Source organism: Pseudoalteromonas qingdaonensis (assembly GCF_038739665.1).
Taxonomy (GTDB): Bacteria; Pseudomonadota; Gammaproteobacteria; order Enterobacterales; family Alteromonadaceae; genus Pseudoalteromonas; species Pseudoalteromonas qingdaonensis.
Genome location: NZ_JBCGCU010000014.1, coordinates 52,006 through 78,940 on the forward strand (window position 1 = coordinate 52,006; position 26,935 = coordinate 78,940).

25 protein-coding genes and 1 pseudogene are annotated in these 26,935 nt (G+C 48.7%); 15 read left to right on the top strand and 11 right to left on the bottom strand.

The genetic code is table 11. The annotated features are described in order from the left end of the window. The first annotated feature begins 550 nt into the window (after window positions 1-550). Together WCN91_RS12240 and WCN91_RS12245 are read left to right on the top strand one after the other, a co-directional pair. A complete protein-coding gene (locus WCN91_RS12240) occupies window positions 551-1,138 on the top strand; it encodes a YceI family protein (protein WP_342679446.1) in 588 nt (195 codons plus the stop codon). Further along, the gene (locus WCN91_RS12245) at window positions 1,125-1,682 is read left to right on the top strand and encodes a DUF1285 domain-containing protein (protein WP_342679448.1); all 558 of its coding nucleotides are present in this window, start codon (window positions 1,125-1,127) and stop codon (window positions 1,680-1,682) included. Before WCN91_RS12240 ends, WCN91_RS12245 begins: the two co-directional genes overlap by 14 nt. Here the strand turns inward: WCN91_RS12245 and yihA are convergent. Beyond that, a complete protein-coding gene (gene yihA, locus WCN91_RS12250) occupies window positions 1,640-2,287 on the bottom strand; it encodes a ribosome biogenesis GTP-binding protein YihA/YsxC (protein WP_342679450.1) in 648 nt (215 codons plus the stop codon). The genes WCN91_RS12245 and yihA overlap by 43 nt on opposite strands. Window positions 2,288-2,541: 254 nt before the next feature. Between yihA and WCN91_RS12255 the strand changes: the two genes are divergently transcribed. The 4 genes from WCN91_RS12255 to WCN91_RS12270 all read left to right on the top strand — a co-directional run bounded on the left by WCN91_RS12255 (window position 2,542) and on the right by WCN91_RS12270 (window position 5,448). Next, window positions 2,542-3,174, top strand: coding sequence for a c-type cytochrome (locus WCN91_RS12255; RefSeq protein ID WP_342679452.1), 633 nt, complete (start codon window positions 2,542-2,544; stop codon window positions 3,172-3,174). 536 nt (window positions 3,175-3,710) lie between these two features. Beyond that, window positions 3,711-4,367: a class I SAM-dependent methyltransferase gene (locus WCN91_RS12260; protein ID WP_425416037.1), complete on the top strand. Its 657-nt coding sequence runs from the start codon at window positions 3,711-3,713 to the stop codon at window positions 4,365-4,367. 8 nt (window positions 4,368-4,375) lie between these two features. Continuing rightward, a complete protein-coding gene (gene yihI / locus WCN91_RS12265; RefSeq protein ID WP_342679456.1) occupies window positions 4,376-4,951 on the top strand; it encodes a Der GTPase-activating protein YihI in 576 nt (191 codons plus the stop codon). Beyond that, entirely contained in the window at window positions 4,948-5,448 is a 501-nt protein-coding gene (locus WCN91_RS12270; protein WP_342679458.1) for a DUF2489 domain-containing protein, read from the top strand. The genes yihI and WCN91_RS12270 overlap by 4 nt, the downstream gene beginning before the upstream one ends. Before the next feature lie 420 nt (window positions 5,449-5,868). Here WCN91_RS12270 and hemN read toward each other — a convergent pair whose 3' ends face one another. Then, entirely contained in the window at window positions 5,869-7,239 is a 1,371-nt protein-coding gene (hemN, locus tag WCN91_RS12275) for an oxygen-independent coproporphyrinogen III oxidase (protein ID WP_342679460.1), read from the bottom strand. 176 nt (window positions 7,240-7,415) lie between these two features. On the opposite strand from hemN, the gene WCN91_RS12280 reads away from it, so the two are divergent. Further along, on the top strand, window positions 7,416-8,177 hold the full coding sequence (locus WCN91_RS12280) for a Rossmann-fold NAD(P)-binding domain-containing protein (protein ID WP_342679462.1): 762 nt from the start codon (window positions 7,416-7,418) through the stop codon (window positions 8,175-8,177). Between the two features lie 160 nt (window positions 8,178-8,337). Then, a complete protein-coding gene (hutI, locus tag WCN91_RS12285; protein WP_342679464.1) occupies window positions 8,338-9,573 on the top strand; it encodes an imidazolonepropionase in 1,236 nt (411 codons plus the stop codon). Window positions 9,574-9,808: 235 nt separating this feature from the next. Here hutI and WCN91_RS12290 read toward each other — a convergent pair whose 3' ends face one another. Then, window positions 9,809-10,861 (bottom strand): formimidoylglutamase, encoded by a 1,053-nt coding sequence (locus WCN91_RS12290; protein WP_342679466.1) that lies wholly within the window; start codon window positions 10,859-10,861, stop codon window positions 9,809-9,811. 7 nt (window positions 10,862-10,868) lie between these two features. After that, window positions 10,869-11,390 carry a ribonuclease E activity regulator RraA gene (gene rraA / locus WCN91_RS12295; protein WP_342679468.1) on the bottom strand — a complete coding sequence of 174 codons (522 nt, stop codon included), beginning with the start codon at window positions 11,388-11,390 and terminating at the stop codon, window positions 10,869-10,871. 192 nt (window positions 11,391-11,582) lie between these two features. Between rraA and WCN91_RS12300 the strand changes: the two genes are divergently transcribed. From WCN91_RS12300 to WCN91_RS12310, 3 genes and pseudogenes are all read left to right on the top strand, one after another. After that, the gene (locus tag WCN91_RS12300) at window positions 11,583-12,107 is read left to right on the top strand and encodes a phosphatase PAP2 family protein (protein WP_105199333.1); all 525 of its coding nucleotides are present in this window, start codon (window positions 11,583-11,585) and stop codon (window positions 12,105-12,107) included. After that, entirely contained in the window at window positions 12,104-13,132 is a 1,029-nt protein-coding gene (locus WCN91_RS12305) for an MJ1255/VC2487 family glycosyltransferase (protein ID WP_342679472.1), read from the top strand. The genes WCN91_RS12300 and WCN91_RS12305 overlap by 4 nt, the downstream gene beginning before the upstream one ends. Window positions 13,133-13,269: 137 nt before the next feature. Next, window positions 13,270-15,151, top strand: a pseudogene (locus WCN91_RS12310) (methyl-accepting chemotaxis protein). Between the two features lie 66 nt (window positions 15,152-15,217). On the opposite strand, the gene WCN91_RS12315 reads toward WCN91_RS12310, so the two are convergent. From WCN91_RS12315 to priA, 5 genes are all read right to left on the bottom strand, one after another. Further along, a complete protein-coding gene (locus tag WCN91_RS12315) occupies window positions 15,218-15,592 on the bottom strand; it encodes a gamma-butyrobetaine hydroxylase family protein (RefSeq protein WP_342679474.1) in 375 nt (124 codons plus the stop codon). Window positions 15,593-15,629: 37 nt separating this feature from the next. Further along, the gene (gene hslU / locus WCN91_RS12320; RefSeq protein WP_342679476.1) at window positions 15,630-16,958 is read right to left on the bottom strand and encodes an ATP-dependent protease ATPase subunit HslU; all 1,329 of its coding nucleotides are present in this window, start codon (window positions 16,956-16,958) and stop codon (window positions 15,630-15,632) included. A 13-nt stretch (window positions 16,959-16,971) separates the two neighbouring features. Next, window positions 16,972-17,490: an ATP-dependent protease subunit HslV gene (gene hslV / locus WCN91_RS12325; protein WP_342679478.1), complete on the bottom strand. Its 519-nt coding sequence runs from the start codon at window positions 17,488-17,490 to the stop codon at window positions 16,972-16,974. 103 nt (window positions 17,491-17,593) lie between these two features. Further along, window positions 17,594-18,127 carry an SPOR domain-containing protein gene (locus WCN91_RS12330; protein ID WP_342679480.1) on the bottom strand — a complete coding sequence of 178 codons (534 nt, stop codon included), beginning with the start codon at window positions 18,125-18,127 and terminating at the stop codon, window positions 17,594-17,596. Between the two features lie 19 nt (window positions 18,128-18,146). Continuing rightward, entirely contained in the window at window positions 18,147-20,402 is a 2,256-nt protein-coding gene (gene priA / locus WCN91_RS12335) for a primosomal protein N' (protein WP_342679482.1), read from the bottom strand. Window positions 20,403-20,595: 193 nt separating this feature from the next. Here priA and rpmE point away from each other — a divergent pair, with 193 nt between their 5' ends. Both rpmE and WCN91_RS12345 read left to right on the top strand, forming a co-directional pair. Then, complete coding sequence (gene rpmE, locus WCN91_RS12340; protein ID WP_105188542.1) at window positions 20,596-20,811, top strand: 50S ribosomal protein L31; 216 nt, start codon at window positions 20,596-20,598, stop codon at window positions 20,809-20,811. 533 nt (window positions 20,812-21,344) lie between these two features. Continuing rightward, a complete protein-coding gene (locus WCN91_RS12345; RefSeq protein WP_342679484.1) occupies window positions 21,345-22,592 on the top strand; it encodes a malic enzyme-like NAD(P)-binding protein in 1,248 nt (415 codons plus the stop codon). 57 nt (window positions 22,593-22,649) lie between these two features. On the opposite strand, the gene metJ is transcribed toward WCN91_RS12345, so the two are convergent. Continuing rightward, window positions 22,650-22,970, bottom strand: coding sequence for a met regulon transcriptional regulator MetJ (gene metJ, locus WCN91_RS12350; protein WP_342679486.1), 321 nt, complete (start codon window positions 22,968-22,970; stop codon window positions 22,650-22,652). 177 nt (window positions 22,971-23,147) lie between these two features. On the opposite strand from metJ, the gene metB reads away from it, so the two are divergent. Continuing rightward, the gene (gene metB / locus WCN91_RS12355; protein WP_342679488.1) at window positions 23,148-24,308 is read left to right on the top strand and encodes a cystathionine gamma-synthase; all 1,161 of its coding nucleotides are present in this window, start codon (window positions 23,148-23,150) and stop codon (window positions 24,306-24,308) included. 15 nt (window positions 24,309-24,323) lie between these two features. Next, a complete protein-coding gene (metL, locus tag WCN91_RS12360) occupies window positions 24,324-26,669 on the top strand; it encodes a bifunctional aspartate kinase/homoserine dehydrogenase II (RefSeq protein ID WP_342679490.1) in 2,346 nt (781 codons plus the stop codon). 37 nt (window positions 26,670-26,706) lie between these two features. Here the strand turns inward: metL and WCN91_RS12365 are convergent. Further along, window positions 26,707-26,935: transposase (locus WCN91_RS12365; RefSeq protein ID WP_342677848.1), on the bottom strand; the 229-nt coding region annotated here is incomplete at its 5' end.

Consider the following 26,935-nt stretch of genomic DNA (forward strand, 5'->3'; position numbering starts at 1 on the left):
TAATCATTCTAGCGGGCTAAATATCATGCTCACTGTGTTGAAATTTTTCTATGTAGAATAACTACATAAGAAAAATTCCGCCTTGTTAGCATATCATTTATCCAGCGCTATCTCTGATCACATACTTAACAGAATTGGTATTATTCTTTCTCGCTCAGTTAGCTTACTTAACCTCACTTAACCTCACTTAGTCGGCTTTGGCTGGGTATCTGCGCAAATTAATTGAAAAAACTCCCCAAGGGTTAACCTTTTGTAAAATTGTATAATATTTAGTTTTTTTTGGTTTATACGGAATTAAATATGCGCGCAAAGGCTGTTGGGGCGTTTATTTATAGGGGGTGATTTGTTAAAGTCAGCGCGTCCTCATCCTGTAGGACATCCTGTTGATGATGTGCCACTCGCTTAGCGATGGTACAGCGTATTGATAGCTTCTCCCCAGATTGCTATATCCGGCTTGCTATTAGGTAAGCCGGCTTTTTCCTCCCATATTAACTTTCGTCGTTAACTGAATTACACTCAGGGTTAATCCCGATAATTAAGGAACTGCGTTATGTTTAATTCTATTACTCGTACACTTTTGATTACCACAACTCTATTTGCTGGTGCTCAGGCTCATGCCGATTGGCAGGTGGCCAATGATCAAAGCCGTGTGAATTTTGTTTCCGTTAAGAATAACCAAATAGCAGAAAATCATTACTTTAAGCAGATTTCCGGAGTGTTGAGCGATGCCGGTCAGTTTAATTTAACTATCGACCTGGCCAGCGTGGAAACGCAGATCCCTATTCGCAACGAGCGCATGCAGAAGATGTTATTTAACACTGTAGAATTTCCAGCATTAACTTTGCAGGCGGATGTTAAAGCGCTTTTGGCCGAGCTTAAGCAACAAGCTAGTGCGCAAGCCAACCTGGATGCGACCGTCAGCCTGCATGGGAAAACGCAAACCGTTAATATCGATCTGCTGGCCAGCCTGGATAAAAACAATAATATCCAGGTCAGCTCAATGGCACCTGTATTGGTAAAGCCTGCGGATTTTGCCCTGAGCTCGGGCATTGACGAGTTGCAAAAAGTGGCTGGGTTGAACTCCATCACCCGCGCCGTGCCCGTTTCTTTCGTGCTGACCCTGCATGAGTCAAAATAACGACCCCTTAGCTTCTTTATCGCGCTTAATAGAACAGCAAAGCGCGCCAATGGAGCAGTGGCAGCCGCAGCATTGCGGCGCCATTGATATTCATATCAGTGCCGACGGCGTGTGGCATCATCAAGGCAGTGCTATTAAGCGTCTGCCCCTGGTGCAATTGTTTGCCAAGGTACTGTGCCGTGAGCAGGGTCAGTATTACTTAAAAACGCCGGTTGAAAAAATGGCCATCAGCGTAGCCGATGCGCCTTTGTTGATTGTTGATTGGCGCCTGCAAGAGTTGCCCGAGCATGACAAACATCATCCGCTGCTTATCTGCCGCGATAATATAGGCCGAGAATTTATTGTTGGGCAAACGCATCCTTTGGTGTTGCATCAGGATGCACAAGGCCAGCAAGTGCCTTATTTGCAGTTGCCTCATAATGTCGAGGCGAAGATTTCGCGGGCCGTATTTTATGCGTGGGCTCAAGAGTTGATTGAGACCACGCAGCAGGAGTTTATTCTTTATTCCGGAGCGGCTTCGTTTTCGCTCGGCGGCTTAACCTGAACCGGGCCCAAAAACCACTCATCGAGCTGTTTTTGTAGTTCGTTCAGGCCTGTGCCTTTAAGGGATGAAAAAGCATGCACCTTGATTAACTCAGACACCTCGGCAAGCTCTCGGCGTACCTTAAGTACTTCTGAGTTACGCTTGCCTTGTTTGAATTTATCGGCCTTGGTAAGCAGTGCCAACACCGGAATACCGCTGCCGCTGGCCCACTCGATAAGCTGTCTGTCTAAATCTTTTAAAGGGTGACGAATATCCATCAGCACCACCAGGCCCTTAAGGCTTTGGCGTTTTTGCAGGTATTCACCCAAAGATTTTTGCCACTTCTTTTTCATTTCCAGCGGTACCTTGGCAAAACCATAACCGGGCAAGTCGATCAAACGCTGATCTTCGCCCAAAGCAAAGGCGTTGATTAACTGGGTACGGCCGGGAGTTTTACTGGTACGCGCCAACTTTTGCTCGGTCAGGGTATTGAGCGAGCTAGACTTTCCTGCGTTAGAACGCCCAGCAAAAGCGATTTCAATACCAGTATCTTCCGGTAACTTAGTGATATCCGGAGCGCTGGTGATGAATTGCGCTTGGGTGTAATTGACACGTGATTTTGCCACATTGACTCCTGAAGTGGGGCTCGAAACTGATCTAAAGGCTATTTTATATCAGATTGGGGTGAACCTAAAGGCTCTACAAGCGCAGGATAAATTGATTTAAATCCGGTTTGCATCAATTTTTTTCCTTAAAACCCCGCTTTTTATAAGTTTAATATGGGTAGAAAACGTGCCAGAGAAATTTTTATCGTGTAGAATAATGCCATTGCATCGAAACGATTGTATTTGAATACAGGGTCTGGAACAGAGAATTTACCATGAAGAAATTAGTTTTATCTTTAACTATGCTGGTTGGTGTGTTGAGTGCAAACAACGCAGCGGCATTCGATGGCGATATTAACGCTGGTAAAGACAAATCGGCAACTTGTGCTGCTTGTCATGGTCCAGATGGTAACGCGCCTCTTACTATGTACCCTAAGATTGCGGGTCAGCATGCCGAGTACATCTACAAACAATTGAAAGAATTCAAAGTAGGCATGACCTCTGGGGGCAAAGAGGGTCGTATGGATCCTGTAATGAGTGGTATGGCTATGCCACTAAACGACCAAGATATGAAAGACTTGGCTGCTTATTTCGCGTCATTAAACATGTCTGAAGGCTCGACTCCTGAAGATGTTGTAGCAGCTGGTCAACAGCTTTATAAAGCCGGTGATGCCGAGCGTGGTATTCCATCTTGTGCGGCTTGTCACGGTCCTCGTGGTAACGGCACCTCACTAGCTGGTTTCCCTAAGGTGTCATTCCAGCACCCTGAGTACATCAAGGGTCAGCTTGAAAAGTTCCGCAGCGGCGTTCGTGCTAATGACCACAACGGCATGATGCGTGATATCGCGATGAAGCTAACTGACAAAGATATTGAAGTACTTTCTAAATATCTTGGTGGTCTACACTAAGCATTAGTTAAGTATTTAAAAAAGCAGCATTAGCTGCTTTTTTTGTGGGTAATCTAACCTAAGGATATTTCCTACTTTCGTGTAAGACATTGACCATGTTTGCATGTGAGTTATTGCTCAATTTTAATGGTTAATTAATGCTAACTTAATGAAAATGCTAGCATTAGTTATAACTGAATTAGTGTTTTTTAATAAAAAGGTTATAAATTAGTTGTAACTAATTTATGAGTCAGTAAATTATCTGCTGTCGCAACAAAGAATTACAACAGGGAAAAGAGCATAGGAAGCGCGACAAACTAGTTCGCTAGGGGAGCATCAATAGATGCACCACAAGGAAGAAATAGAAAGAGTTAGGAAGACCGAGAAAAATAAAGCACCACACGGAAGAAAAATAACAACAATACGGAAAGTAATAATAAAAATAATAAATACAGACTGATAAAAAAGTCGAAGGGAGAAGTGTCCAAGATTAGTTGGCGCTCGAGTTATCCGGCGGTAGAGTTTTGCTCTACCGCCTTTTTATTTGTCCTGATACAATGCGCACCATGAAAGCGATCTCCTGCCCCTTGTGCAACAGTGCGCAAATCAGCCATTATCATCAAGATAAAGTACGCGACTATTGGCAATGTGCCAGTTGCGCCTTAGTGTTTGTGGCTGCGCCTGAGCACCTCAGTGCAGCGGATGAAAAAGCCATCTATGATCAGCACGAGAATGACCTCAATGATGAAGGTTATCGTCGTTTTCTGACACGGATTTTTACGCCCTTAAATGAGCGTTTGTCGACGGCCAGTTCAGGTTTGGATTTTGGCTGTGGCCCAGCGCCCCTGTTGGCAAGCATGCTACAAGAGCAGGGGCACACAGTAGCCTTATATGATCTGTACTACCAGCCTCAACAAGAGGTATTGCAGGCTCGCTATGACTTCGTTTGTAGTACCGAAGTGATCGAGCATCTGGCACAACCGCAGCAGCAGTTGCACTTGTGGCTAGAATTATTACGTCCAGGTGGGACGTTAGCGTTAATGACAAAGTTGGTGATCGATGTACAACGCTTTGCCACCTGGCATTACAAAAATGATCCAACGCATATTGCCTTTTATAGCAAAGAAACCTTTGCTTATATTGCTGAGCGTTTTGGATTAACCCTTGAATTTATCGCGGCCGATGTCATCTTTTTAACAAAGCCCGCAAGCTAGAGAATGCTATGACCAGAAAGAAAAAGTCACGCAAAGTCATTAACAATGGCACCGCGCGCTTAAGTAAAGACAAATTAAGAGAGCTTCGTGCGCTAAAAGAGCTGCGCGCTAAGAAAAAGACCAAGGGTGCCCAGGCGGGTAACCGTAACTCCCAGCTGCTGAAGGTGGAAAGCACAGAGGCTAAGGGCAGTGCCAGCGGTGATAATCGTGTTGGCAGTAAAAAGCCGGTAAGCCTGACTCCTGAGGTCGCATCGGCGCAGCCGCAAAAGCCGCAGGTACGTAAAGACCTTAAGCCGCAAGCGGTACTTAGCACCTACAAAGAGCCGGAGTTAACGCCTGAGCAAGAATTGGAGCAGTTGGAGTCCGATGAACGCTTGCTGGCCTTGATCGACCGTCACGATAACGGCGAGATCTTGCAAGGTAAAGATGCCAAGTACTTTAATGCCAAGGTTGAGCGTCATCAGCAGCTATGTGAAATCCTCGGTTTGGATGATGATGACTTCGAGGATGATGAAGACTTGCTTGATGATTATATGAATGACTCTCTGGCCGATGAATGGCTCGATGACGAGGACGAAAAATGAGTGGCCCCTGGATCATAGCTCTAATTTTTGGCGCCTTGATCATTGCCGCCCTGGCATTTTATGCAGGTCGCTTATTGTGGCAGGTGCGTGAGCAAAACCAGCGCTTGGAAAAACAGCAGGCCGAATATGCAAAAAAACGTGCTGCCCGTAACGCCAAGCTGAGCGATAGCATTAACCTGATCGCCAAGGCGATGAAAGAGGGGCAATGCGAATATTCCGAGGGTTGCTTGCGAGTATGGGTGTTGATGAGCCAACACAGCAAGGCGCAGGAAGCGGATCTGGAAGCGGAGTATCCGGGGGTGTTTGCCATGTATGAGGCGGTTAAAGACTTGCCGACTCATGAGGCCCGCAAGAAGTACTCGAAAAAAGAAATCTTTAAGCAGGACAGTGCCCGCTGGCGTAAAGAGCAGGAGCTGGAAGAGCAGATCCTGGCCGATAGCGAAAAGCTGGTCATGGATTTTGATGCAGACCCAAATAGCAAACACGTATTTATGTAGGGTCTGTTGACCTTTGTTGTTCGTTTCTGCAGCAGTTTGTAGTGTATTTATACAAGGCGGCACATGTGTGGTGTAGTTATTCTACATGAACATGTAACAACACAGTAGAAATGCGCTACAAACGCTGCCCTACGGGTTCATCTAAACGCATCCTGCTCTGTGTTGCTCGCTATGAACATAGGCGAGCAAGACCGAAGCAATGCTTCGCAGCTTAGCGAGGTGAGCGCATGGATGCGCGATGTAACCAAGCTTCATGGATGAATTTGACCACATAAATTAGTGATTATATTCATCAGAATGCGTTTAGATTGAACATAAAGTAAACCGCAAAGATAAACAGACCCTAGCTATTTACGCCTAACCGGCATGTATATCCACAAAAAAAGCCGCCTGTTGGCGGCTTTTTGTTGTCTGTCGTTTTCAGATAACCCGAGAGAAACGCTGCTGGTTGATCTGGCTTTGCAGGTAGGCATCGAAGCACATACAGATGATGCGAATAAAGAGCACGCCGGAGGCGTTGATGCTGATAATATCGTCCTCGATCGTTAGCATATCATCGTCGATAAAGCCCTTTAGTTGCGCTAATTCAGCGGCAAAATGCTCTTTAAAGTCGAACTCATAGCGCTTGGAAAATGCTGCCATATCCAGCTCAAAGTGACAGATTAACTGCTTGATCACCGCCGCCCTTAACTCGTCTTCGTCCGTTAAACGGATTTCCTTGCAGGCGCTGAGCTGGTTTTGCTCTAAAGCCTCATAGTAGTTTTTCAGCTCCTTTTGATTTTGGATGATATGCCCGTGTAATTGCGAAATGGCCGACACTCCAAGGCCGAGCAAGGGCAGGTCGCCACCTAGGGTATAGCCCTGGAAGTTGCGATGCAGATGCCCCTCGCGCTGGGCAATGGCCAGTTCATCATCCTTTTTGGCGAAGTGATCCATACCGATAAACTGATAATTTGCCGCTATCATGCGCTCCAGGGTTTGCTTAAACATGGTCAGCTTGGCCGCGGCATCGGGCAAGTCGGCATCTTTAATCTTACGCTGGGCGGCAAAACGGCTTGGTAGGTGCGCATAGTTAAATACCGACACCCGATCTGGGCCGATAGCCAATAAGCGCTCGATGGAGATGGCAAATGACTCGGGGGTTTGCAGCGGCAGGCCATAGATCATATCTACATTAACCGAATTGAAGCCCACCTCTTTGGCGCGGCGCACCAAAGCCTCGACCTCATTGGCACATTGCGGGCGGTTGACCGCCAGTTGCACCTCATCATTGAAATCCTGAACTCCGAAGGAAATGCGATTGAACCCCAGTTGCTGTAATTCATCGATCCGCTCAAGGGCGAGATCCCTCGGGTCAACTTCTATGCTTCGCTCGCCGTCGACGGAAAACGTAAAGTGTTGCTCCAGCATTGCCATCAAGCGGGCCATTTGTGCTTTATCTAAGAAGGTGGGTGTACCGCCGCCTAAATGCAGTTGTTGCACCTCCAGGTGCCGACAATGCGTGCTGAGTAACGCCATTTCTTTTTCAAGATAATCCAGATACAGGTCGGCCTTATGCTGATGGCGGGTGACCACCTTATTACAGCCGCAGTAGTAGCACAGCTGATGGCAGAAGGGGATATGAATATACAAGGACAGCCCACCGCTTGGGCACTGCTCTAGAGCCCGCACCAGGGTTTGTGTATTGGCTCCGGACTCCAGCTGTAAAGCCGTTGGGTAAGAGGTGTATCTTGGCCCTGAGACATTGTATTTGTTGATTAGCTGGCTTTGCCATTGCACTTGTTTGATCACGACGCATATCCACTTTGGTTGATAATAGACAGTGTAAATAAAAGTTCCTTGCTGCTTGTTGATCTGCAGCAATAATTGCAGCGCTTGTTCGCTTTGTGGCGGCAATAGTATGATGTACTTAAACCCTATTCAGATGTGCTGCAGAGCTTGGCTCCTGCAGCAAATGGTGGCAATAAATGGATAAGAAACTTGTGATAATCGGCGCCGGCTGGCTCGGTGAGGCCTTGGCACAAACAGCTCTGGCGCAGGGCTGGCAGGTAGAGGCTACACACAGAAAGCAGGGGCTCCAAGCTCATGAGCGTCAGTTTGCACTGCAAGATGACGGCACCTTGGTACACAATGTTTCGCTCACTGACGCTTATTGGGTATGCGCCATGAGCCCAGGCGCCCGGCGCCAACCCAGTAATTATCAACAAAGCCTAGATAGTGCCTTGTCTTTGTATAAGCAGCTCAATGGTAAAGGCTTTGTGCTGTGCTCCAGTACCGGGATTTATGATCAACTAAGCGGTCAGTACGATGAGCGCAGTGCTTTGAGTTTAGCAACGGCGCGGCAACAACGTCTTGCTCAGGCGGAACAAACGGTCTTGGCTGCCGAGGCCAAGGTGCTGCGCTTAGGCGGCCTGGTTGGGCCTAATCGTGAGCCGGGGCGTTTTGTTGCCGGTAAAACCTTATCCTCTCATGCTGAGGATGTAGTCAATATGGTGCATCGCGATGATGTAATAGCCGGCATTCTGATCTTGATTCAGCACTATCCACAAGCGCAGCCCATTTATAATCTAGTACACCCAAGCCACCCATCAAAACAGGATTACTACCGTGGGCATTGCCTGCGTTTAGGCAGCGAAATGCCACAGTTTAGCGGCGAAAAGGCGGTGGCGCGGGTAATCGACGGCAGTGCTATTGAGAACCTGGGCTTTACCTACAGCTGTGAAATCTAAGGTGTAAAGGAAAGCGCTAGGCAAGTGCACAATTAACTTAACACTCTTGGCAAACGCAGGCTTTATGTCGCGTCTATAAATTTTGCGCTGCCCACGGGCGCTGTGTAACATGGCGCATATTTTCTGCCCCAGACAAGTAAGGCTAATTTTGGAGAACCGCATGCAAATTGATCAGGTTATTATTGATGCCAATATCGCGACTATGGTTGCATCAGAAAATGATGACTACGGTATTATCGAAAACGGCGCAGTATTGCTAAGCGGCGATAAAATCGCTTGGTTGGGACCCATGGCTGAGATGCCACAAGTGGACCTGTTGTCCTTACCTGTGTACTCCGCTGGCGGCGCCTGGCTGACGCCTGGACTGGTTGACTGTCACACCCATATTATCTTCGGTGGAAATCGCTCGCAGGAGTTTGAGCGTCGTTTGCAGGGCGAAAGCTACGAAAGCATCGCTCAACAAGGCGGTGGCATTGCTACCACGGTACGCGCCACGCGTGCGGCCGAGCCCGAAGAACTATTTATTAAGGCCAAGCAGCGTCTTGATGCGTTGATGCGCGAAGGTGTTACTACGGTGGAAACCAAGTCGGGCTATGGTCTGGATTTAGCTACCGAAATTAAGTTGCTGGAAGTGGCGGCGCTGCTTCAGGAGCACCACCCAGTGCATATCGAAAGCACCTTCTTGGGTGCCCATGCGTTGCCACCTGAGTACAAGGGCGATGCCGATGGTTATATCGACCTAGTATGCGAGCAGATGCTGCCGGCGGTAGCACAGCAAAAACTGGCCACCGCGGTTGACGTATTTTGTGAAAATGTCGGTTTTAATCAGGCGCAAACCGAGCGCGTATTTAAGCGTGCCAAAGAGCTAGGCTTTAATGTGAAGCTGCACGCCGAGCAGTTATCTAATATGCATGGCACAGCCTTGGCAGCGCGTTATCAGGCGCTGTCAGCGGATCACCTGGAGCACTTGGATGAAGCCGGTGTGAAGGCGATGAAGGATGCAGACATGGTTGCCGTGTTATTGCCAGGTGCCTTTTACTACCTGCGTGAAACCAAGTACCCGCCTATCGAGCTATTGCAGCGCTATGAAGTGCCTATTGCCATAGCTACCGACTTTAACCCAGGCACTTCGCCCCTGTGTTCGCTGCAATTAATGATGAATATGGCCTGCACCTTGTTCCGCTTAACGCCGGGGCAAAGTCTGCTGGGAGTAACGCGATATGCCGCCAAGGCTCTGGGTCTGAATGACCGTGGTCAGCTAGCTGCTAATATGCGTGCCGACATCGCCTTATGGGATATTGAGCATCCATCGCAATTAAGCTATGAATTCGGTACCGCGCCATTGAAAAAACTTTGGATTCAAGGGGAATTGCGTAATACCAATTCACTTAAATAGCTAATCATTCTAGCGGGCTAAATATCATGCTCACTGTGTTGGAATTTTTCGATGTAGAATAACTACATAAGAAAAATTCCGCCTTGTTATCATATCATTTATCCAGCGCTATCTCTGATCACATACTTAACAGAATTGGTATAAGGCTTTTTAGTCAGCGAAAGCCGTGAAAGCAAAAAGTGGAATAGCAAAGCGCCCCTAGTTGGCAGGGCGCTCAAGTGCTTAGGCTAAGAGCTTAGCTGTGGTAGCGAGCGCGTAAAAAGGCGATCACTAAAGCGCTAAGCAGTTGCCCGGCGGCATTAAAGCCGGCGTTAAGGCCATTAGGGTCCTGACTCGGCGCCGTTTCACATAAATGCAAATAGGCCACATCGCTATCGCAGGTGGCGTTATAAACATATTGCTCGGCATCACTCAAGGACATACCACGATAATTCAAGGCGCTGGCCGGCGCTAAAGTAATGGCATCTATATCCAGCTCTATGGCCAAAGGCGCTTGGTGGGTAAAGCTGTCCAGAGCGTCATTAACACTTTCCACAATCGAGGTTTGTGCCAACACCTTAAGGCTGTGATAGCTGGTGTAGGTGCTTTGATGCTGTGCCATAGCCGCCAGGATGGCAGCATTATTCTTTTGCTGATCCAGCGCCACCACATGATAGTGCTTAAGGTAACCTTCTGCCGCCGCGTAATGGAAACCATTGCCGCTATGACGACCTTCCAGGGCGCGGAAATCGCCGTGTGGATCAAGGTTAATGGCATTAACTGCTGTATTGTAATGCTTGGCGCTGGCCGCCAGCAGTGGGTAGCAATTGTTATGGCCACCGCCTATCACTATGGGCGTCAGCCCAGCCTCGAAAATGGCGGTAATAACCGGTTCGATACGCAGGTCCAGTTCGCCGCATAAGGTGCGTAACTTCGCCAAATCGTCGGCATTAGTGTTATCGAGGGCCTGACTTTGCTGTTGCAGATCAGCACAATCGACCTCACCGAGCAGCAATACATCCTGTACCGGCGTAAATTCATTAACTGGAATATTAAGGAACTTCGCCAAAAAAGCACGAAAACCTTGGTCTGCGCCGCCTTTACCGAGATTGGCTCTAGGGCCTATATCCTCGGGGATGCCGACTACAACATAGCGAATGCCGAAATCTTTAGCGTCTTTTAGCGCCTGGCTAAACTCCACCTCGGTATCGAGCAGGGCAATGCTCTGAAATACTCGCTGCTCGGCGCTGCGCTCGGCGACTAGATCGGCAATGCTCTGTTCGTCATAGATATTAACTGCATATTCCATAGCGGCATTAATCGTCTAGGCCAATAAGCTCATCGTCCTCGACATATTCGAGTTCAAGCTCCTCGGCGGAGATAATAATACCTGTGCTATCGGCGTAGAGATAATCATCTTCATAGAAGGAAACGCCGGCGAAATTAACCGGTACGCCTTCTTCGCCAGGGGCGAGGTTATCGGCGGCCACGGGAATGGAGGCAATGGCTTGAATGCCCAGCTCCAATTCTTCGAGCTCATCGACATGACGCACGGCGCCATAGACAATGATCCCTTCCCAGTTGTTTTCCACCGCAAGTTCCGCCAGTTCTATGTCGATTAGGGCGCGACGGGTTGAACCACCGCCATCTACTAAGAGTACCGAATTGGTACCGTCTTGTTGCAAAACTTCGCGAATAAGCTGGTTACTTTCAAAACACTTGATGGTGCGAATACGCCCGCAAAAGGCGCCGCGGCCACCAAAATTAATGAACATAGGTTCGAGTACATCGACTACATCAGCAAAGTGATCACACAGTTCAGAGGTACTATATTCCATCGGACTCTCCTAGAGACTTTGTTGTCTCAAGTATACCTAGGTTATGAGGCTTAGCAAGCTAAGGTATTGACCTATAAAGAGCAACAAAAAAGAGCAAAGGGACTTAGACATATTACTGTCTAAAAAACGTCATGTGACTGTTATTTTTGCTGACTATATTCAAAGCTATGAACATATTTCAGGCGAAAGAACATGATACTTGCGCAATTGGATCGTTTTGATCGGGCGTTATTTAAGGTGTTGTTTCGAGCTAGATACCGGCGTTGGCAGCATCATGGCATTCGTTTGATGTCGCGTTCCGGCGATGGCATCTTGTATGCTTTGTTTGGGCTTTATTTGTTGATTTACAGCACGCCGGAGCAAATTACCTTGCTGTTGGTATTGCTGCTTGGCTATGCCATTGAGCGGCCTATCTACTTTTTTACCAAAAACCTGTTCCAGCGTGTCCGCCCCTGTGATGTGTTAACTCGTTACGCCCATATTCGCCCCAGCGATAAATTTAGTCTGCCCTCTGGACACAGTGCCGGGGCCTGGGTATTTGCGGTGATTGTGGGTCATTTTTATCCGCAGCTGGCGCCCTATTTATATGCTTGGGCGACACTGGTGGCTTGCTCGCGGGTGTTTCTCGGGGTGCATTACCCGTTAGACATAGTTTTAGGCTCGTTACTTGGGTACGGCTGCGCCGTATTTGCATTACTTATCACAGGGATTTTATGAAGATTCTTTATGGCGTACAAGGCACAGGGAACGGCCATACCACTCGCGCTCGGGTGATGGCAAAGGCATTTGCTAAGGCCGGTGTGGAAGTGGACTATTTGTTTTCCGGGCGCAGTCGCGACCAGTATTTTGATATGCAGGAATTTGGCTCTTTCCAGACCCGCCAAGGCTTAACCTTTGTTACCGAGCGTGGCCGTGTAAATGGTTTAAAAACGCTGAAAAATGCCAAGGTGTGCGAGCTAATCAAAGATATACGCGAGCTCAACCTTAAGCAGTATGATTTGGTGATGAACGACTTCGAACCCGTCACTGCCTGGGCTGCCAAGCGCCAAAAGGTGCCTGTAGTGGGCATGAGTCATCAGGCCGCGTTTCTCTCAAACAGTGTGCCTGTAACTGGCGACAACATACTTACAAAGGCCATGATACGGAATTTTGCCCCCGCTGATGTTTATTTGGGCGTGCACTGGCAGCCTTTTGATGACTCCATTATTCCGCCTTTTATTGAGCATGCCGGTCCAGTCGATAGCGAATATGTGGATAACAAGGTGCTGGTTTATTTACCCTTTGAAGATCTCGATGAGGTTATTGCCTATCTGAAGGACTTCCCAGGCAAGGAATTTTATTGCTACCACCCCAAGGCGGAAGATAGGTCCGAGGCCCATATCCATTTACGTAAACCGTCCAGATTGGGCTTTTTACGGGATTTGGCCAGTGCCAGCGGTGTTATTGCGAATGCCGGCTTTGAATTGTCGAGTGAAGCCCTAACCCTAGGTAAAAAACTGTTGTTGAAGCCTCTTAACGGTCAGTTTGAACAGCATTCCAATGCCTTGACTCTGCAGAATATGGAGCGTGCCCATGTGATGCATTATCTCGATCAAGATGCCCTCGATGATTGGCTTAATATGGACAAAAAAGAGCGCATTAATTTCCCCCACGATCCGACGCCACTTATTTCCTGGCTGATGGCGGGTCAATGGCAGGACAGGGAAAGCCTGAATCAGCAGCTTTGGCAGGGAGTGCTGTAACTTAATTTGGGCTAGTTATTTAGTACGGTTTTTCATCCCTAATTGCACTTTTGGCAACAAAGAGATTGCGGTATTACTTTGTTGCTCGCTAGAATTCGCGGATCGAGACTGATGTGAATAATAGTAAGGTATTTGCCATGAATTTTATGAAAAAGCTCACGATCAAACGCCGCCTGCAGGTAAACGGCGTGGTGGTCGCTGCAGCTTTGTTGGTGCTCTTCGCCGTGTTCATGTACGCAGCCCAGGTTATGAGTTTGCTTAACTCCACCTTAGAAAATGCTGAAGAGCTCAATGTTCATGAGCTATCCATGCGTAAGTACGAGAAAAACTTCTTATTTTATAAAAGCGAAGCCGATCTCGACGCTTTTGCCAAAGAGTATGAAGCCCTGGAAAACCGGGTTGCCCAGCTGCGTGAACAATTTATCACGCTAGGGGTGGCACCACAGCAAATAGATCAGTTCGCACAACAGGCTAAAGTTTACAAAGAAGACTTTGAACATGTGGTTAGCCTGCAGCGAGTGATAGGTTTACATCCCAAAGATGCCCTCTATGGTGAGTTACGCAATGCCGTGCATAAGGTTGAAGAGCTGCTCAAGGAGCAACAAGACTTTGAAATGCTGGCGCTTATGTTACAGCTGCGCCGCGCCGAAAAAAGACTTTATGCTGCGTTTGGACCGCAAATATTTCGACACTTTTGAGCAGCACTTTGCCCGCTTAGAGGGGCAAATAGCCAGTGCCGATTTGGAAAGCACTTATCGCTTACGTCTTGCCAACTTATTGAATCAATATAACCTGAAATTCAAGGCGTTAGTGGAGGCGCAACAAGCGCTGGACTTTAACCTGGAAAGCGGCGCCCTGGGTAAGCTGCTGGCCTCGGTGGAGGTCAGCGATCAACTTGCGACCCAAGTGCTGCTAAGCACTAAAGAACAAATAGATGCACAGAAGCGCTCATCTCAGGTATTGGTCATTAGTATTCTAGTTATGGCTTCATTCCTGGTTACCCTGTTGTTGGTGATGACCAGTCGTGCCATTATTCAGCCAATTGACAGCGCTGTGGCGGCCATTAATCGTATTCGTCAGGAAAACGACTTGAGCCTGCAAATACCTGTGCATGGCAATGATGAAATTGCCGACCTAAGCAATAATATCAATGCCTTGACCTCTGATTTTCGTGCTTTGATCTTCGATGTAAATAGTGCCTTGGAAACCCTTAACAGTGCCACCGATGAGCTTGCTAATACCACGGCATCGACCAGCGCAGGGGTGCAGGAGCAGTTACAGGAAGCGGACATGGTGGCTACCGCGGCCACCGAGATGCAGGCCACCATTGGTGATATTTCTGGTAATACCGAAGAAGCGGCTATGCGTGCGCAAACCACCAATGATAATGCCGCGCAGGGGCGTCAGGAAGTGGACTCAACGGTTTCTCGTATTACCGAGCTGTCTGAATCTCTGGGCGGTGCGTCTCAGGTTGTGGGGCAGCTGGAGAAGGATGCCGATACCATAGGCTCTGTGTTGGATGTGATCCGTGGTATTGCCGAGCAAACTAATCTGTTGGCGCTAAATGCCGCTATTGAGGCGGCCCGTGCTGGTGAGCAGGGACGTGGCTTTGCTGTGGTTGCCGATGAGGTGCGTTCTTTAGCGCAGCGTACTCAGGATTCGACTCAGGAAATTGAGAACATTATCTCGGCGTTGCAGATGCGCACTCAGGAAGTGGTTAGCATAATGCAGCGCTGTCGTGAGCAGGGCGGCGAGAGTGCTGAACAGGCTTCAAGAGCTGGGGATTTGCTGGGTAATATCACTCAAGAAATTGAAACAATTATGGAAATGAGTACGCAAATTGCGGTAGCCATAGAGCAGCAGTCTCAGGTGGCATCGGAAGTGAATCAAAACGTGGTTCGCATCCGTGATATTGCCGAGCAGGCCAGCGGTCATGCCAGTTCCAATGCTCACACCAGTGAGGAAGTAGCGCAGCAGGCCAGGGTATTACGTGAATCTGTAGCCAAGTATCGAGTATAAGCCCAGAGAAAATATAAAAAAGCCGCAGATGCGGCTTTTTTAATGCTTGTTTATCGCGTCTTTCACTTAGGGAGTAACGCGAATAGCGATACTGGCATCGCGCTGGGCATTGGCCGCTTTTAAGCGCTCAAGGTAGGTTTGCCACAGCTGCTCGGCTTGGCTGCAAAGCTCGGCAAGGTAGCCAAAGCTGTAGAGCCCGCTTTGATGGCCATCATCAAATTGCAGGCGTACCGCGTAGTGGCCAATGGCCTCAATTTCATTAATAGCCACTGCCTTTTTATTGGTTACCAGCTTTGGCGGTCCCTGATGATGCCCTTGCACCTCAGCAGAGGGTGAGTGCACGCGCAAAAACTCGGCGCTTAGACTTACCTGCTCGCCATTATCAAAGTGGATATCCAGCACATTGGTACGGCGATGATAATGTAATTTACTAACTAGCATCTTTGCTCCAATAAAAAAGAGCCCGAAGGCTCTTCAATTATAGAATAAAGCGACTTAAGTCTTCATCTTGAACCAGGTTACCCAAATGCTGGTTAACGTAATCGCCATTCACGATTAGGGTTGTACCGGCTTTATCACTGGCCTCGAAGGAGATTTCTTCCATCAGGCGCTCCATCACGGTGTGTAGACGACGGGCACCGATGTTTTCGGTCTTCTCATTAACCTGCCATGCGGCCTGAGCAATGCTTTCAATGGCATCTTCGGTAAATTCGACTCTCACCTCTTCGGTGTTTAACAGGGCGATTTGCTGCTCCGTTAATGACGCATGAGGCTCGGTCAGAATACGTTTAAAGTCGTTAGCACTTAACGCATCAAGCTCGACACGGATCGGTAGACGACCTTGCAGCTCAGGGATCAGATCCGACGGTCTGGCCATCTGGAATGCACCGGATGCAATAAACAGGATATGATCGGTTTTTACCATGCCATACTTTGTGCTCACAGTAGAGCCTTCAATAAGAGGCAGCAGGTCGCGCTGTACGCCTTCGCGGCTTACATCCGGGCCACTGCTTTCGCCACGTTTACAGATCTTGTCGATTTCGTCCAGGAAGACGATGCCGTTTTGCTCAACTGCATCTATGGCCAGCTCTTTCACATCTTCAAGGTTAACCAGTTTTGCTGCTTCTTCTTCAACCAGGAGCTTAAAGGCTTCCTTGATCTTCAGTTTACGCTTTTTGGTTTTGCCACCAGACATGTTTTGGAACATGCTCTGTAGCTGATTAGTCATCTCTTCCATGCCTGGAGGCGCCATGATTTCAACATTGGCACCTTGCTCGGCAAGGTCGATCTCAATTTCTTTGTCATCCAGCTGGCCTTCGCGCAACTTTTTACGGAATGCCTGACGCGTTGAGTTATTTTCGCTTGGCTGCGCTTCACCCCAGCTGTCTTTTGCCGGTGGTAACAGGGTATCAAGAATGCGCTCTTCGGCGGCTTCTTCGGCGCGGAAGCTGTGCTTCTTAGCCTGTTGGTCGCGAACCATTTTAAAGGCGATTTCGACCAAATCGCGGATAATGGTCTCAACTTCCTTACCAACATAGCCCACTTCGGTGAATTTAGTGGCTTCAACCTTTAAGAAAGGTGCATTGGCAAGTTTGGCCAAACGGCGGGCAATTTCTGTTTTACCCACACCGGTTGGGCCTATCATAAGGATGTTTTTCGGGGTCACTTCCTGGCGCAGGCTTTCATCAAGCTGCATGCGACGCCAGCGGTTTCTAAGGGCGATAGCGACGGCCTTTTTGGCATTAGATTGACCAATAATGTGCTGATCAAGTTCATGGACGATTTCTCTGGGAGTCATGGCAGACATGGCTGCTCCTTAATTACAATTCTTCAATGGTTTGGAAGTTGTTAGTGAATACGCAAATATCACCGGCTATCTTAAGGCTCTTTTCAACGATTTCTCGTGCTGATAGCTCGGTATTCTCTAACAGTGCAATGGCAGCAGATTGGGCAAAGTTGCCGCCGCTGCCGATGGCGATCAGGTCGTGCTCAGGTTGTACCACATCGCCATTACCGGTAATGATCAGTGAGGCGGTTTCATCGGCCACTGCCAATAAGGCTTCAAGGCGTCTGAGAGCTCGGTCGCTGCGCCAGTCTTTGGCCATTTCCACCGCCGCCTTGGTCAGGTTGCCCTGATACATCTCCAGCTTGGCTTCAAAACGCTCAAACAGGGTGAAGGCGTCGGCTGTGCCGCCAGCAAAACCGGCGATCACCTTGCCGTTAAATAAACGGCGTACCTTGCGGGCGTTACCCTTCATTACCGTGTTGCCAAGGGATACCTGGCCGTCGCCACCAATAACGACTTTGCCGTCACGGCGTACAGAAACTATCGTAGTCATGTGAATCCTTTGCCCTTAATCAAACTGGGCTTTGCTGAGTCTAATAGCGAGGAAGTATGGGCGAGGCACGGGGATTTCAAGGAAAAATCCCCGCGGATTGGTATTACTGCCACAGCCAGATGCCGCAGCCCATGATTTTGGCTTGGCGTTTTAGTTTGTTTTTATCACTCTCGGCCCCGCGCTTGGTGGGGTATGGGCCAAGGCGTACCTTATACCAAACACCATTAGTGCCTTCGGTATGACGGATTTCTGCGACCAGGCCGGTGAAGGCAATTTTCGCTTTTAAGGTTTCCGCCTGAGCATAAGTTCTAAATGAACCGCACTGCATAACGTAAGGGCCTTTTTGCTCAACTTCTTTGACCTCAACCTCTATTTCGGCCTGCTTTATCTCGTTGATAAACTCAGGTGTTTCCGGCTTGTTTATAACAGTCTTCGGCTCTTGCTTGGGCGCTTGCTTTACCTGCTCAACGGCTTCTGGGTCGGCATTATTCTTGATATACCACAGTCCATAACCAAAGCCCGCCAATAAAATAATGGCGGCGATAATGAGCAAAATTGGCAGCTTCTTTTTCGGCGGTGCTTTTTTCTGGGCGCCGCGCTGGGGTCTTTTGCGATTTATGTAGTCGTGTTGAGCCATACCTGTGTGTTGATTCTCTTTACATCATATCTATAGGGTCTATATCTAAATTCCAGCGCACCTTTTGTGCCAGCTTATGCGAACCTAGGTAATCGATAAGTTGCGCCACAAAGGCGTGTAACGCGCCTCGATCGGCACCTTGGATATGCAGCTGGTATCTAAATTTACCAGCAACGCGCTCCAAGGGGGCGGGGATCGGTCCCAATAATTGTATCTTAGGGATGCGGGTTGCGGGAACTAAATCCGTTAAAAAGCGGAGAACTAGCGATAAATCGTGGGCTTCGGCGCGCAATAAGGCCAAATGGCTATAGGGTGGCAGCTCAGTTTCCTGTCTTTCCTGCAGGGCGTAACGGGCAAAATGCTGATAACCGTTATTAACCAGATCCTGCAACAGCGGATGTTCGGGAAAGTGAGTTTGCAACAAGACTGTGCCCGGCTCACCGCTTCGACCCGCACGTCCGGCTACCTGGGTAAGCAGCTGAGCCAGATGTTCGGTGGCGCGAAAATCGCATGAATGCAGCCCGGCATCAACATCGAGAATAATCACCAGGCTGACATCGGCAAAATGGTGACCCTTGGCGAGCATTTGCGTGCCCACTAAAATACGGGCACCGCCTTGGTTGATGCGTTCGAGCTCTTCTTCCAAACTGCCTTTTTTGCGGGTTGAATCCCTGTCTATGCGGCTGATAGCAATGTTAGGGAACTGGCTCGTTAAGGCTTCTTCCAGTTGCTCCGTGCCCAGGCCTACCGGGTGGATCTGTGTGCTGCCGCAGTCCGGGCATTGCATCGGTGGCGCCGTTTGTTCGCCACAGTGGTGGCAGACCAGTCGGCGCATGGATTTATGATAGGTGGCGCTGGTGCTGCAACGGGGGCAGTCGCTAAGCCAGCCACATTCGTGACAGATAAGCGAAGGTGAAAAGCCGCGGCGGTTAAGAAACACCATGACCTGCTTTTGGCGGCCCAGCTCTTTTTGCATATAGGCGAGGCTGGCATGGCTTAAACCCGCCTGTAGATACTGGCCCTTGATATCGATAAGCTCAAAGTGGTTATCACTGCTGGTTTGGGCGCGCTGGGTTAATGACAGCAAGTGGTATTTGCCCTCAATTGCCCTGTGCAGGGTTTCCAACGCCGGTGTGGCACTGCCTAAAACCAGCGGAATATTATGTTGTTGGGCGCGATAGGCGCTCAGGTCGCGGGCATGGTAGCGCAGGCTGTCTTGTTGTTTGAATGAGGCGTCGTGCTCCTCATCCACTATGATCATGCCCAAGGATAAAAACGGCATAAAAATGGCCGAGCGGGTACCTATGACTATGGCACAGCTGCCTTTTTGGCAAAAGCGCCAGGTTTGCAGGCGCTCGTTGTCGGTCAGTGCCGAGTGCCAGAGCATAATCGGGGTGTCGGGGAAGCGGCGGCGAAAACGGTTAACCGTTTGCGGTGTCAGGCCGATTTCTGGCACCAATACCAGCGCTTGTTTTCCCTGCTTTATCACTTCTTCTAAGCATTGCAGGTAGACTTCGGTTTTTCCGCTGCCGGTGACGCCCTCGAGTAAAAAACTGGTAAAGCCTGAGCTTTGATTGATGGCACTGCAGGCCACCGCCTGCTCGGTGTTCAGTCGCGGTTTGCTTGCTACCTTTATGTCATTATCACGCCAATGACTGGAAAATTCGATGCTGATCTCGGCCAGCTCTTTACTAACTAGGGCATCGATAGTGGCCTTGGTAAAGCCCAGGGCTTTTACCTCGGTTACTGGCGATTTACCTGATTGCGCTAACTGCGACATGAGCGACTGTTGTTTCTTCGCTCTTAGGGTGGGTAAGGCGCGGCCCTTTTCGGTCAGCTGAATATAGTTAATGCTGGTTTTATCTATGTCGTCGCCCTGGCGCAGTGCCTTGGGAAGAGCGGTAAAAATAGTCTCACCCAGGGGGTAGTGATAATAGCGGGCTGTGAATTTCAGCAGTTGTAAATGAGTAGCGTCGATAATAGGGGCGCTATCAAGCACCTTAAGCACTGCTTTGACCTTGTCCTTGGGTAATTCGGTACTGGTCTTGCGAGCCAATACCAGGGCGGTCACCTGGCGGTTAGCAAAGGGCACTGCAACCCGCATACCGGGTTCAAGGTTTGCCGCCAGCTTAGGGTCGCTTACCAGGTAGTCAAAACTGCGGTGCAGGGGCACCTTGATTGCCACTTCCACATAGCATTCTTCCTGGGTTGGCAATAGGGTGTTTTGTTGGGCGCTTGGTAAAGACGACAAGGGTGAACTCACAGCATCAGACATGCTGCTAATGTACTAAATTCATGGCAAGGTGAATAGCGGCAATTAATGCTTGAACATTAAACGGGAGTTCAATAAAATACGCGGCCTTAAGGGTGCTGAGCAAATATTATTAGTCTTGGCACATTGAAACTAACGCGTATGGTGCCGAACTTCGGGTTTGGAGAGCGATACGGCCTATTTAGAGGTAATCCCCATGAAAGAAGGTATCCACCCTAAGTACGAAGCAATCAATGCAACGTGCTCTTGTGGCAACAAGTTCGAAACTCGTTCAACTTTGTGTAAAGACATTCACCTTGACGTATGTTCAGAGTGTCACCCTTTCTACACTGGTAAGCAGAAGATTCTTGACACAGGTGGTCGTGTTGACCGCTTCAATAAGCGTTTCGGTGCGCTTAGCAGCAAGAAGTAATTCATTGCTTATTAGAAAAAAGCACCCTAGGGTGCTTTTTTTGTGCCTCTTACTTTTTACGGCAGCTTGTTAGCACATCATTTATCCGGCGCTACACCTGATCACATAGCCAACACAATTGCTGTGATTCATTCTCGGTATTGATATAAGCCATTTTATTTTTACTCTTTATAAAGGTATTAATGAAAAGCAGGGATAGTGCAGTTAAAAGTCATGAACATGCGGATATTAAGCGGGGTTTAGTTAAAGTGTTTCGCTTTTTCTGTTTTTATTCACTATTGTTATAATAATTGCATTCTTTATATCTTTAGTTATGATTAATGCAGCTTTTATTGCTTTTTTTGACCCCAAAAAGGTATGGGAATATCGCTCATGCTGGGGGAAATTAAAATAATTAACCGGGATAATGATGCTAAAACCGCTTAATTTCGCGTAACAGGATAGACCTGATATTACTTGGAATATAGCCGGAAAAGCAGTATTGTTGCCTGATACCTGAACTCTCACCAACATTTCTAGCAGGATACTTTTTCATGTCAGACTTTCGTCAACAAGCTCTCGATTACCACGCTTATCCAGTTCCAGGCAAAATCAGCGTTGAGCTGACTAAAAGCGCGGAAACGGTTAATGACCTAGCTTTGGCTTACAGCCCAGGTGTGGCTGAGCCGGTACGTGAAATTGCCGCCGATGCCAAAAATGCCTATAAGTATACGGCCAAGGGCAATATGGTTGCGGTTATTTCTAACGGTACGGCAATTTTAGGCTTGGGTAATTTAGGTCCGTTGGCATCAAAACCTGTAATGGAAGGTAAGGCTTTATTGTTCAAGCGCTTCGCCGGCCTTGATTCAATCGATATCGAAGTTAAGCACCGCACCACGGAAGACTTTATCAACACGGTTGAAAATATTGCCGATACCTTTGGTGGTATTAACCTTGAAGATATCAAGGCTCCTGAGTGTTTTGAAATTGAAAAAGCACTGATCGAGCGTTGTAATATACCTGTATTCCACGATGACCAACATGGTACCGCCATTGTAACCGCGGCGGGAATGCTTAATGCGCTTGAGATTCAGGGTAAAGATATTAACGATGCCTTGATCGTTTGTTTAGGTGCTGGTGCAGCGGCTGTGGCCTGTATGGAGCTATTGATTAAATGTGGCGCCCAGCGCGAGCACATCTATATGCTTGACCGTAAAGGTGTGATCCACACTCGTCGTGACGACCTGAATGAATATAAGCAAATGTTCGCAAACAACACGGATAAACGCACCCTGCAAGATGTGATCGCTGATGCCGATGTATTCGTGGGTGTATCTGGTCCAGATCTACTCTCTGCGGACGAGTTAAAGCTGATGGCCGACAAGCCTGTGGTATTTGCCTGCTCAAACCCAGATCCTGAAATTAAGCCAGAAGTGGCATATGCTGCCCGTCAGGACTTGATCATGGCAACTGGCCGCTCTGATTACCCGAACCAGGTAAATAACGTATTGTGCTTCCCGTTTATCTTCCGCGGCGCCCTGGATGTGCGTGCCACGGCTATTAATGATGAAATGAAGATTGCCGCGGTAGAAGCTATTCGTAGCATAGCCAAAGAGCCGGTACCACAAGAGGTATTGACTGCATCGGGTGTGACCGAGCTGGAGTTTGGCCCGCAGTACATTATTCCTAAGCCAATGGATCCGCGTTTATTGCCTCGCGTTGCTAAGGCGGTAGCCGAAGCCGCAGTGGCAACTGGTGTAGCGCAAATCGAGCTGCCAGAGAATTATATGGGCGATAAGTAAGTCGCCAATAAAAAAGCCCCAAGTTTTGCTTGGGGCTTTTTTTATGTGTTTGGAAAATCAATCATCACCGATCTCTGGGATCTCTAAACCCATTTCCGCCATGATCTTGCGCACTTCTTGCGGCACCTTCTCCGGATTATCCTTACGTAAGTCTTCATCATCCGGCAGCGGTTGCCCGGTAAAAGCATGTAAAAATGCTTCACAGAGTAATTCACTGTTGGTGGCATGACGCAGGTTATTCACCTGGCGTCGAGTGCGTTCATCTGTTAATACTTTTAAAACGTTGAGCGGGATTGAAACGGTAATTTTTTTTACCTGTTGGGCTTTTTTACCGTGTTCCGCATAAGGGTGAATATATTCACCATTCCACTTGGCCATAATTTGCGTCTTGTTCTTTGGTCACTTAGGCATCAATAAGGGCGAAATTCTATCGTGTTGGAAAGGATAGTCAAATATTCCTCATATAGCTATTTAGACGTATAAATGTTTTGACATCTATATTTGGATATTTTAACCTTTTGGACGTCTAAACATCTAATTGCAATTGGAGGCACTATGCCTAAGTTAAATAAACAAACCATAGCGGTGCGCCACGGCATTGAAGCCGATCAACATCATGGCGCGGTTGTGCCCCCAATTTATTTATCCACCACTTATTCTTTTGCCGACTTTGATACCAAGCGTCAGTACGACTATGGCCGCAGCGGTAATCCTAATCGCGATATTCTCGCTGAGGCTTTGGCCGAGCTTGAGGGTGGTGCCCGCGGTATTATTACCGCCACCGGTATGGCGGCAGTGCACCTGGTAACTCAGTTACTTACGCCCGCTGATACCTTAGTGATCCCCCACGATTGTTATGGCGGCAGCTACCGATTATTTACCTCCTTGGCCAAGCGCGGTTTATTGCAGGTGAAGGTGGTGGATTTCACCACTGCCGAGTGTTATCAGCAGCTTATTGATGCCAAACCTAAGCTGGTATGGATTGAAACCCCGAGTAACCCAATATTGCGCCTGACTGATATTAAGTCCGTATGCGCGGCCGCGGCTCAAGTGGGAGCCTTGGTGGCGGCGGATAACACCTTCTTATCACCGGCGCTGCAAAACCCATTGGCCCAGGGCTGCGATGTTGTGGTGCACTCAACAACCAAATACATCAACGGCCACTCAGATGTGGTCGGTGGCGCTGTGATCTGTAAAACTCCTGAGCTGGGCGAGGAGCTGGCCTGGTGGGCCAATAATATTGGTATTACCGGTGCGCCTTTTGACAGTTACCTGATTCTGCGTGGGTTACGTACTCTGAAAGTGCGTCTGCGTCAGCATGAGGAAAACGCCCAGGCTATCGCCGAATACCTAGAGCAGCACCCTGGGGTAGAAAAGGTTTACTATCCTGGCTTGGCAAGTCACCCACAGCATGAGTTGGCCAAGGCACAGCAAAGTGGTTTTGGTGGCATGGTGAGCTTTGATATCAAGGGCGAGTTAAAAGACAGCGCCAAGTTCCTCACCTCAGTGCAGCAATTTACTTTGGCCGAGTCCCTGGGGGGTGTTGAAAGCCTAATTTGTCATCCGGCGACCATGACCCATGCGGGCATGGATAAGGAAGCACGCTTAGCGGCGGGCGTGGGTGATACCCTTATTCGTATTTCTGTGGGCATTGAAGATCAAGAAGATTTAATCGCCGACCTTGAACGTGCTTTTGCACAACTTCATCAGAGTTAGGCGGGAGCAGATAAAATGGCCAAGGTAGTACATAAATTTGGCGGCTCTAGCCTAAGCAGTGCGGCTCGTTATCATGCAGTTGCTAATATTGTTCTCGCTCATAGTCAGGCCGGTGACCTAGTGGTGGTGTCTGCCGCCGGTAAAACTACGGACACCCTGGTTAAGCTGTGGCAGACATTCGAGCAGCAAGATCTGCATAGCGGTATGGACGTGATAAGCCTGTTGCGCAATCACCAGCAGGAGCTGATCCAGGAGCTGTTAAGTGGCAAGCGCAAAGCCCAGGTGTTAATTCAACTGGAACAAGAATTAACGCAAGTTTGGCAAGCATTTGAGCAAGGAAACTTGCAAGAAGCAGCGCTGCTGGCTCATGGTGAGCTTTGGTCGGCGCGTTTGTTGTCTGCCTATTTGCAGCAACTTGGCGTAGAGGCGCAGGCGTTAGACGCACGTCAGCTACTTTGCGCTCCGCAAGGGCAGCTGTTGCACCGTGTGAATGAGCAGCAATGTCAGCGCCTAATCGGCGCCGATAAGATTAATGTGATCACCGGTTTTATTGCCGCCGATCAACAGGGCCAGACTGTGACCTTAGGGCGCAATGGCAGCGATTACAGTGCCACTTTATTTGCCCGTTATATGGATGTCGATGAGGTCTGTATCTGGACGGATACTCAAGGGGTGTTTAGCACTGACCCGAGAAAGGTCGCAAGCGCGCAGAAGTACCATAAAATCTGCCGTGCTCAGGCGCAATTGTTGGCGGCTCTGGGTAACCCGGTTTTACATGCCAAGACCTTATCTCCGCTGCATGGCACCAATATCAAACTGGCGGTACGCAGCTCTTATGATAGCGATGCCCTGGGGACCGAAGTGGTGCGCGAGGGGGGGTGTAAGCATAAGCATTTTATTACCACCTTGGCGCAGCAAGATGTTATCAAGGTTCATCAATTAGAGCAGGGGGAGCTGGAACAACTGCGCCGTCAACTGCAAACCAGCCTGATCGCCTGTGATGTCAAAGGTGTGTGGCATCTGGTGGTACCGCAGCAGCACAGTGGCGAATTGTTACATCACTTTGGTGAGCGTGCTCAATTGCTGGAGTCCAATGTTAATGGTTTTGCCCTGGTTGCACCGCAGCGAGAGCTGGAAAAATGCCAGCAGCAGGTAAAGCAGGGGTTGAGTGAGCTTAATTTAAATGGCCGCTTTAGCTATTTGGGTGAAGGTTACAGCCTACAGTTAACCGATGAAGAAATCGGTGCCGATAGCCTGGGTTATTTGCATCAGCGTTTGCTTGGTGCGCAGCGGCAGTTGGCCGTGGTAGTGGCTGGTTTGGGTAATGTTGGTGAGGTATTTGTGGCGCAATTTGCCCAGCAATTGGCGCGTTTACGTCAGCATATTGATGTTAAAGTGGTAGCCTTAGTGCGCAGTGAAACCCTGCTTTTCGACCCTTGCGGTATCGACACCGAGCAATGGCAAACGGCCTGGGAGCAAAACGCTCAGCCCTATACCCATGATGAACTATTATCGCGCCTGGCGCAGCTTGATTATGAACATAAGGTAGTGATTGATATCACCGCCAGCGAGGCCTTTAGCCAGCTTTATCCGCAATTTGCTAAGGCCGATTGTCACCTGATCAGCGCCAATAAATATGCCGGTACCGCTCCCCTTGTCTGGTATCAGAGTTTGAAGCAGGAGCTGGCTCAGCGTAATTTGCAGTGGCGTTATAACACTAGTGTGGGCGCTGGGTTACCCATTAACTTTGCCTTGGCGGATCTGCAAAATAGTGGCGATCGGGTGACCCGAGTGCAGGGTGTTTTTTCCGGTACCTTATCCTGGCTGTGCAGCCAATATGATGGCAGCGAGTCTTTTTCTCAGCTCTTGCTTAAGGCGCAGGAGCTTGGCTTTACCGAGCCGGATCCCCGTGAAGACTTATCTGGCCGCGATGTACAGCGCAAGCTCTTGATACTCGCCCGTGAACTGGGCCTAGAGCTTGAGTTGAATGATATTGAGCTTAGCGCCTTAATGCCATCGCAATTGGCCGCAGGCACTTGGCTGGAATGCCAGGGCAAGCTGGATGCGCTTGATGAGTTTGTGGCGACAAGGGCACAGCAAGCAGCAGTGGAGCAGAAGGTTCTGCGTTACAACGCAGATTTGCGCATAGAACAGGGGAAGGTCGAGGCCAAGGTAGGGCTGGTGGCAGTGCCGACAAGCGATCCTTTGGCTGGCCTGCAACCAGGTGACAATATCTTTGTCGTTAACAGCAACTGGTATCAGGATAATGCCTTGGTTATTCAAGGGCCGGGAGCGGGCAAGGAAGTGACCGCCGCGGGAGTACACTCAGATCTCTACTGGCTAGCCAGCAAGCTCAGTTAACTCTAGGGCCTGTTGATCTTTGCTGTACATATTTCACTCAGCAATACATCGGCAGCCACATCATTGAAAATGCCAGTGACACCATACTGGCATAATTCCTCGCGAGTTTTTCATATCTAGTTGATATTGAACGATAATGTTTTATTCGTGCGAATGCATTTTCAACTAAGTGCCTATATTTATAAAGACACCAATCGACACTCTCTTTGTCTATATCTTGGCCATAATTTCGTTTGGGTATGACAGAAGCGCCTCCTTTGGCTTCA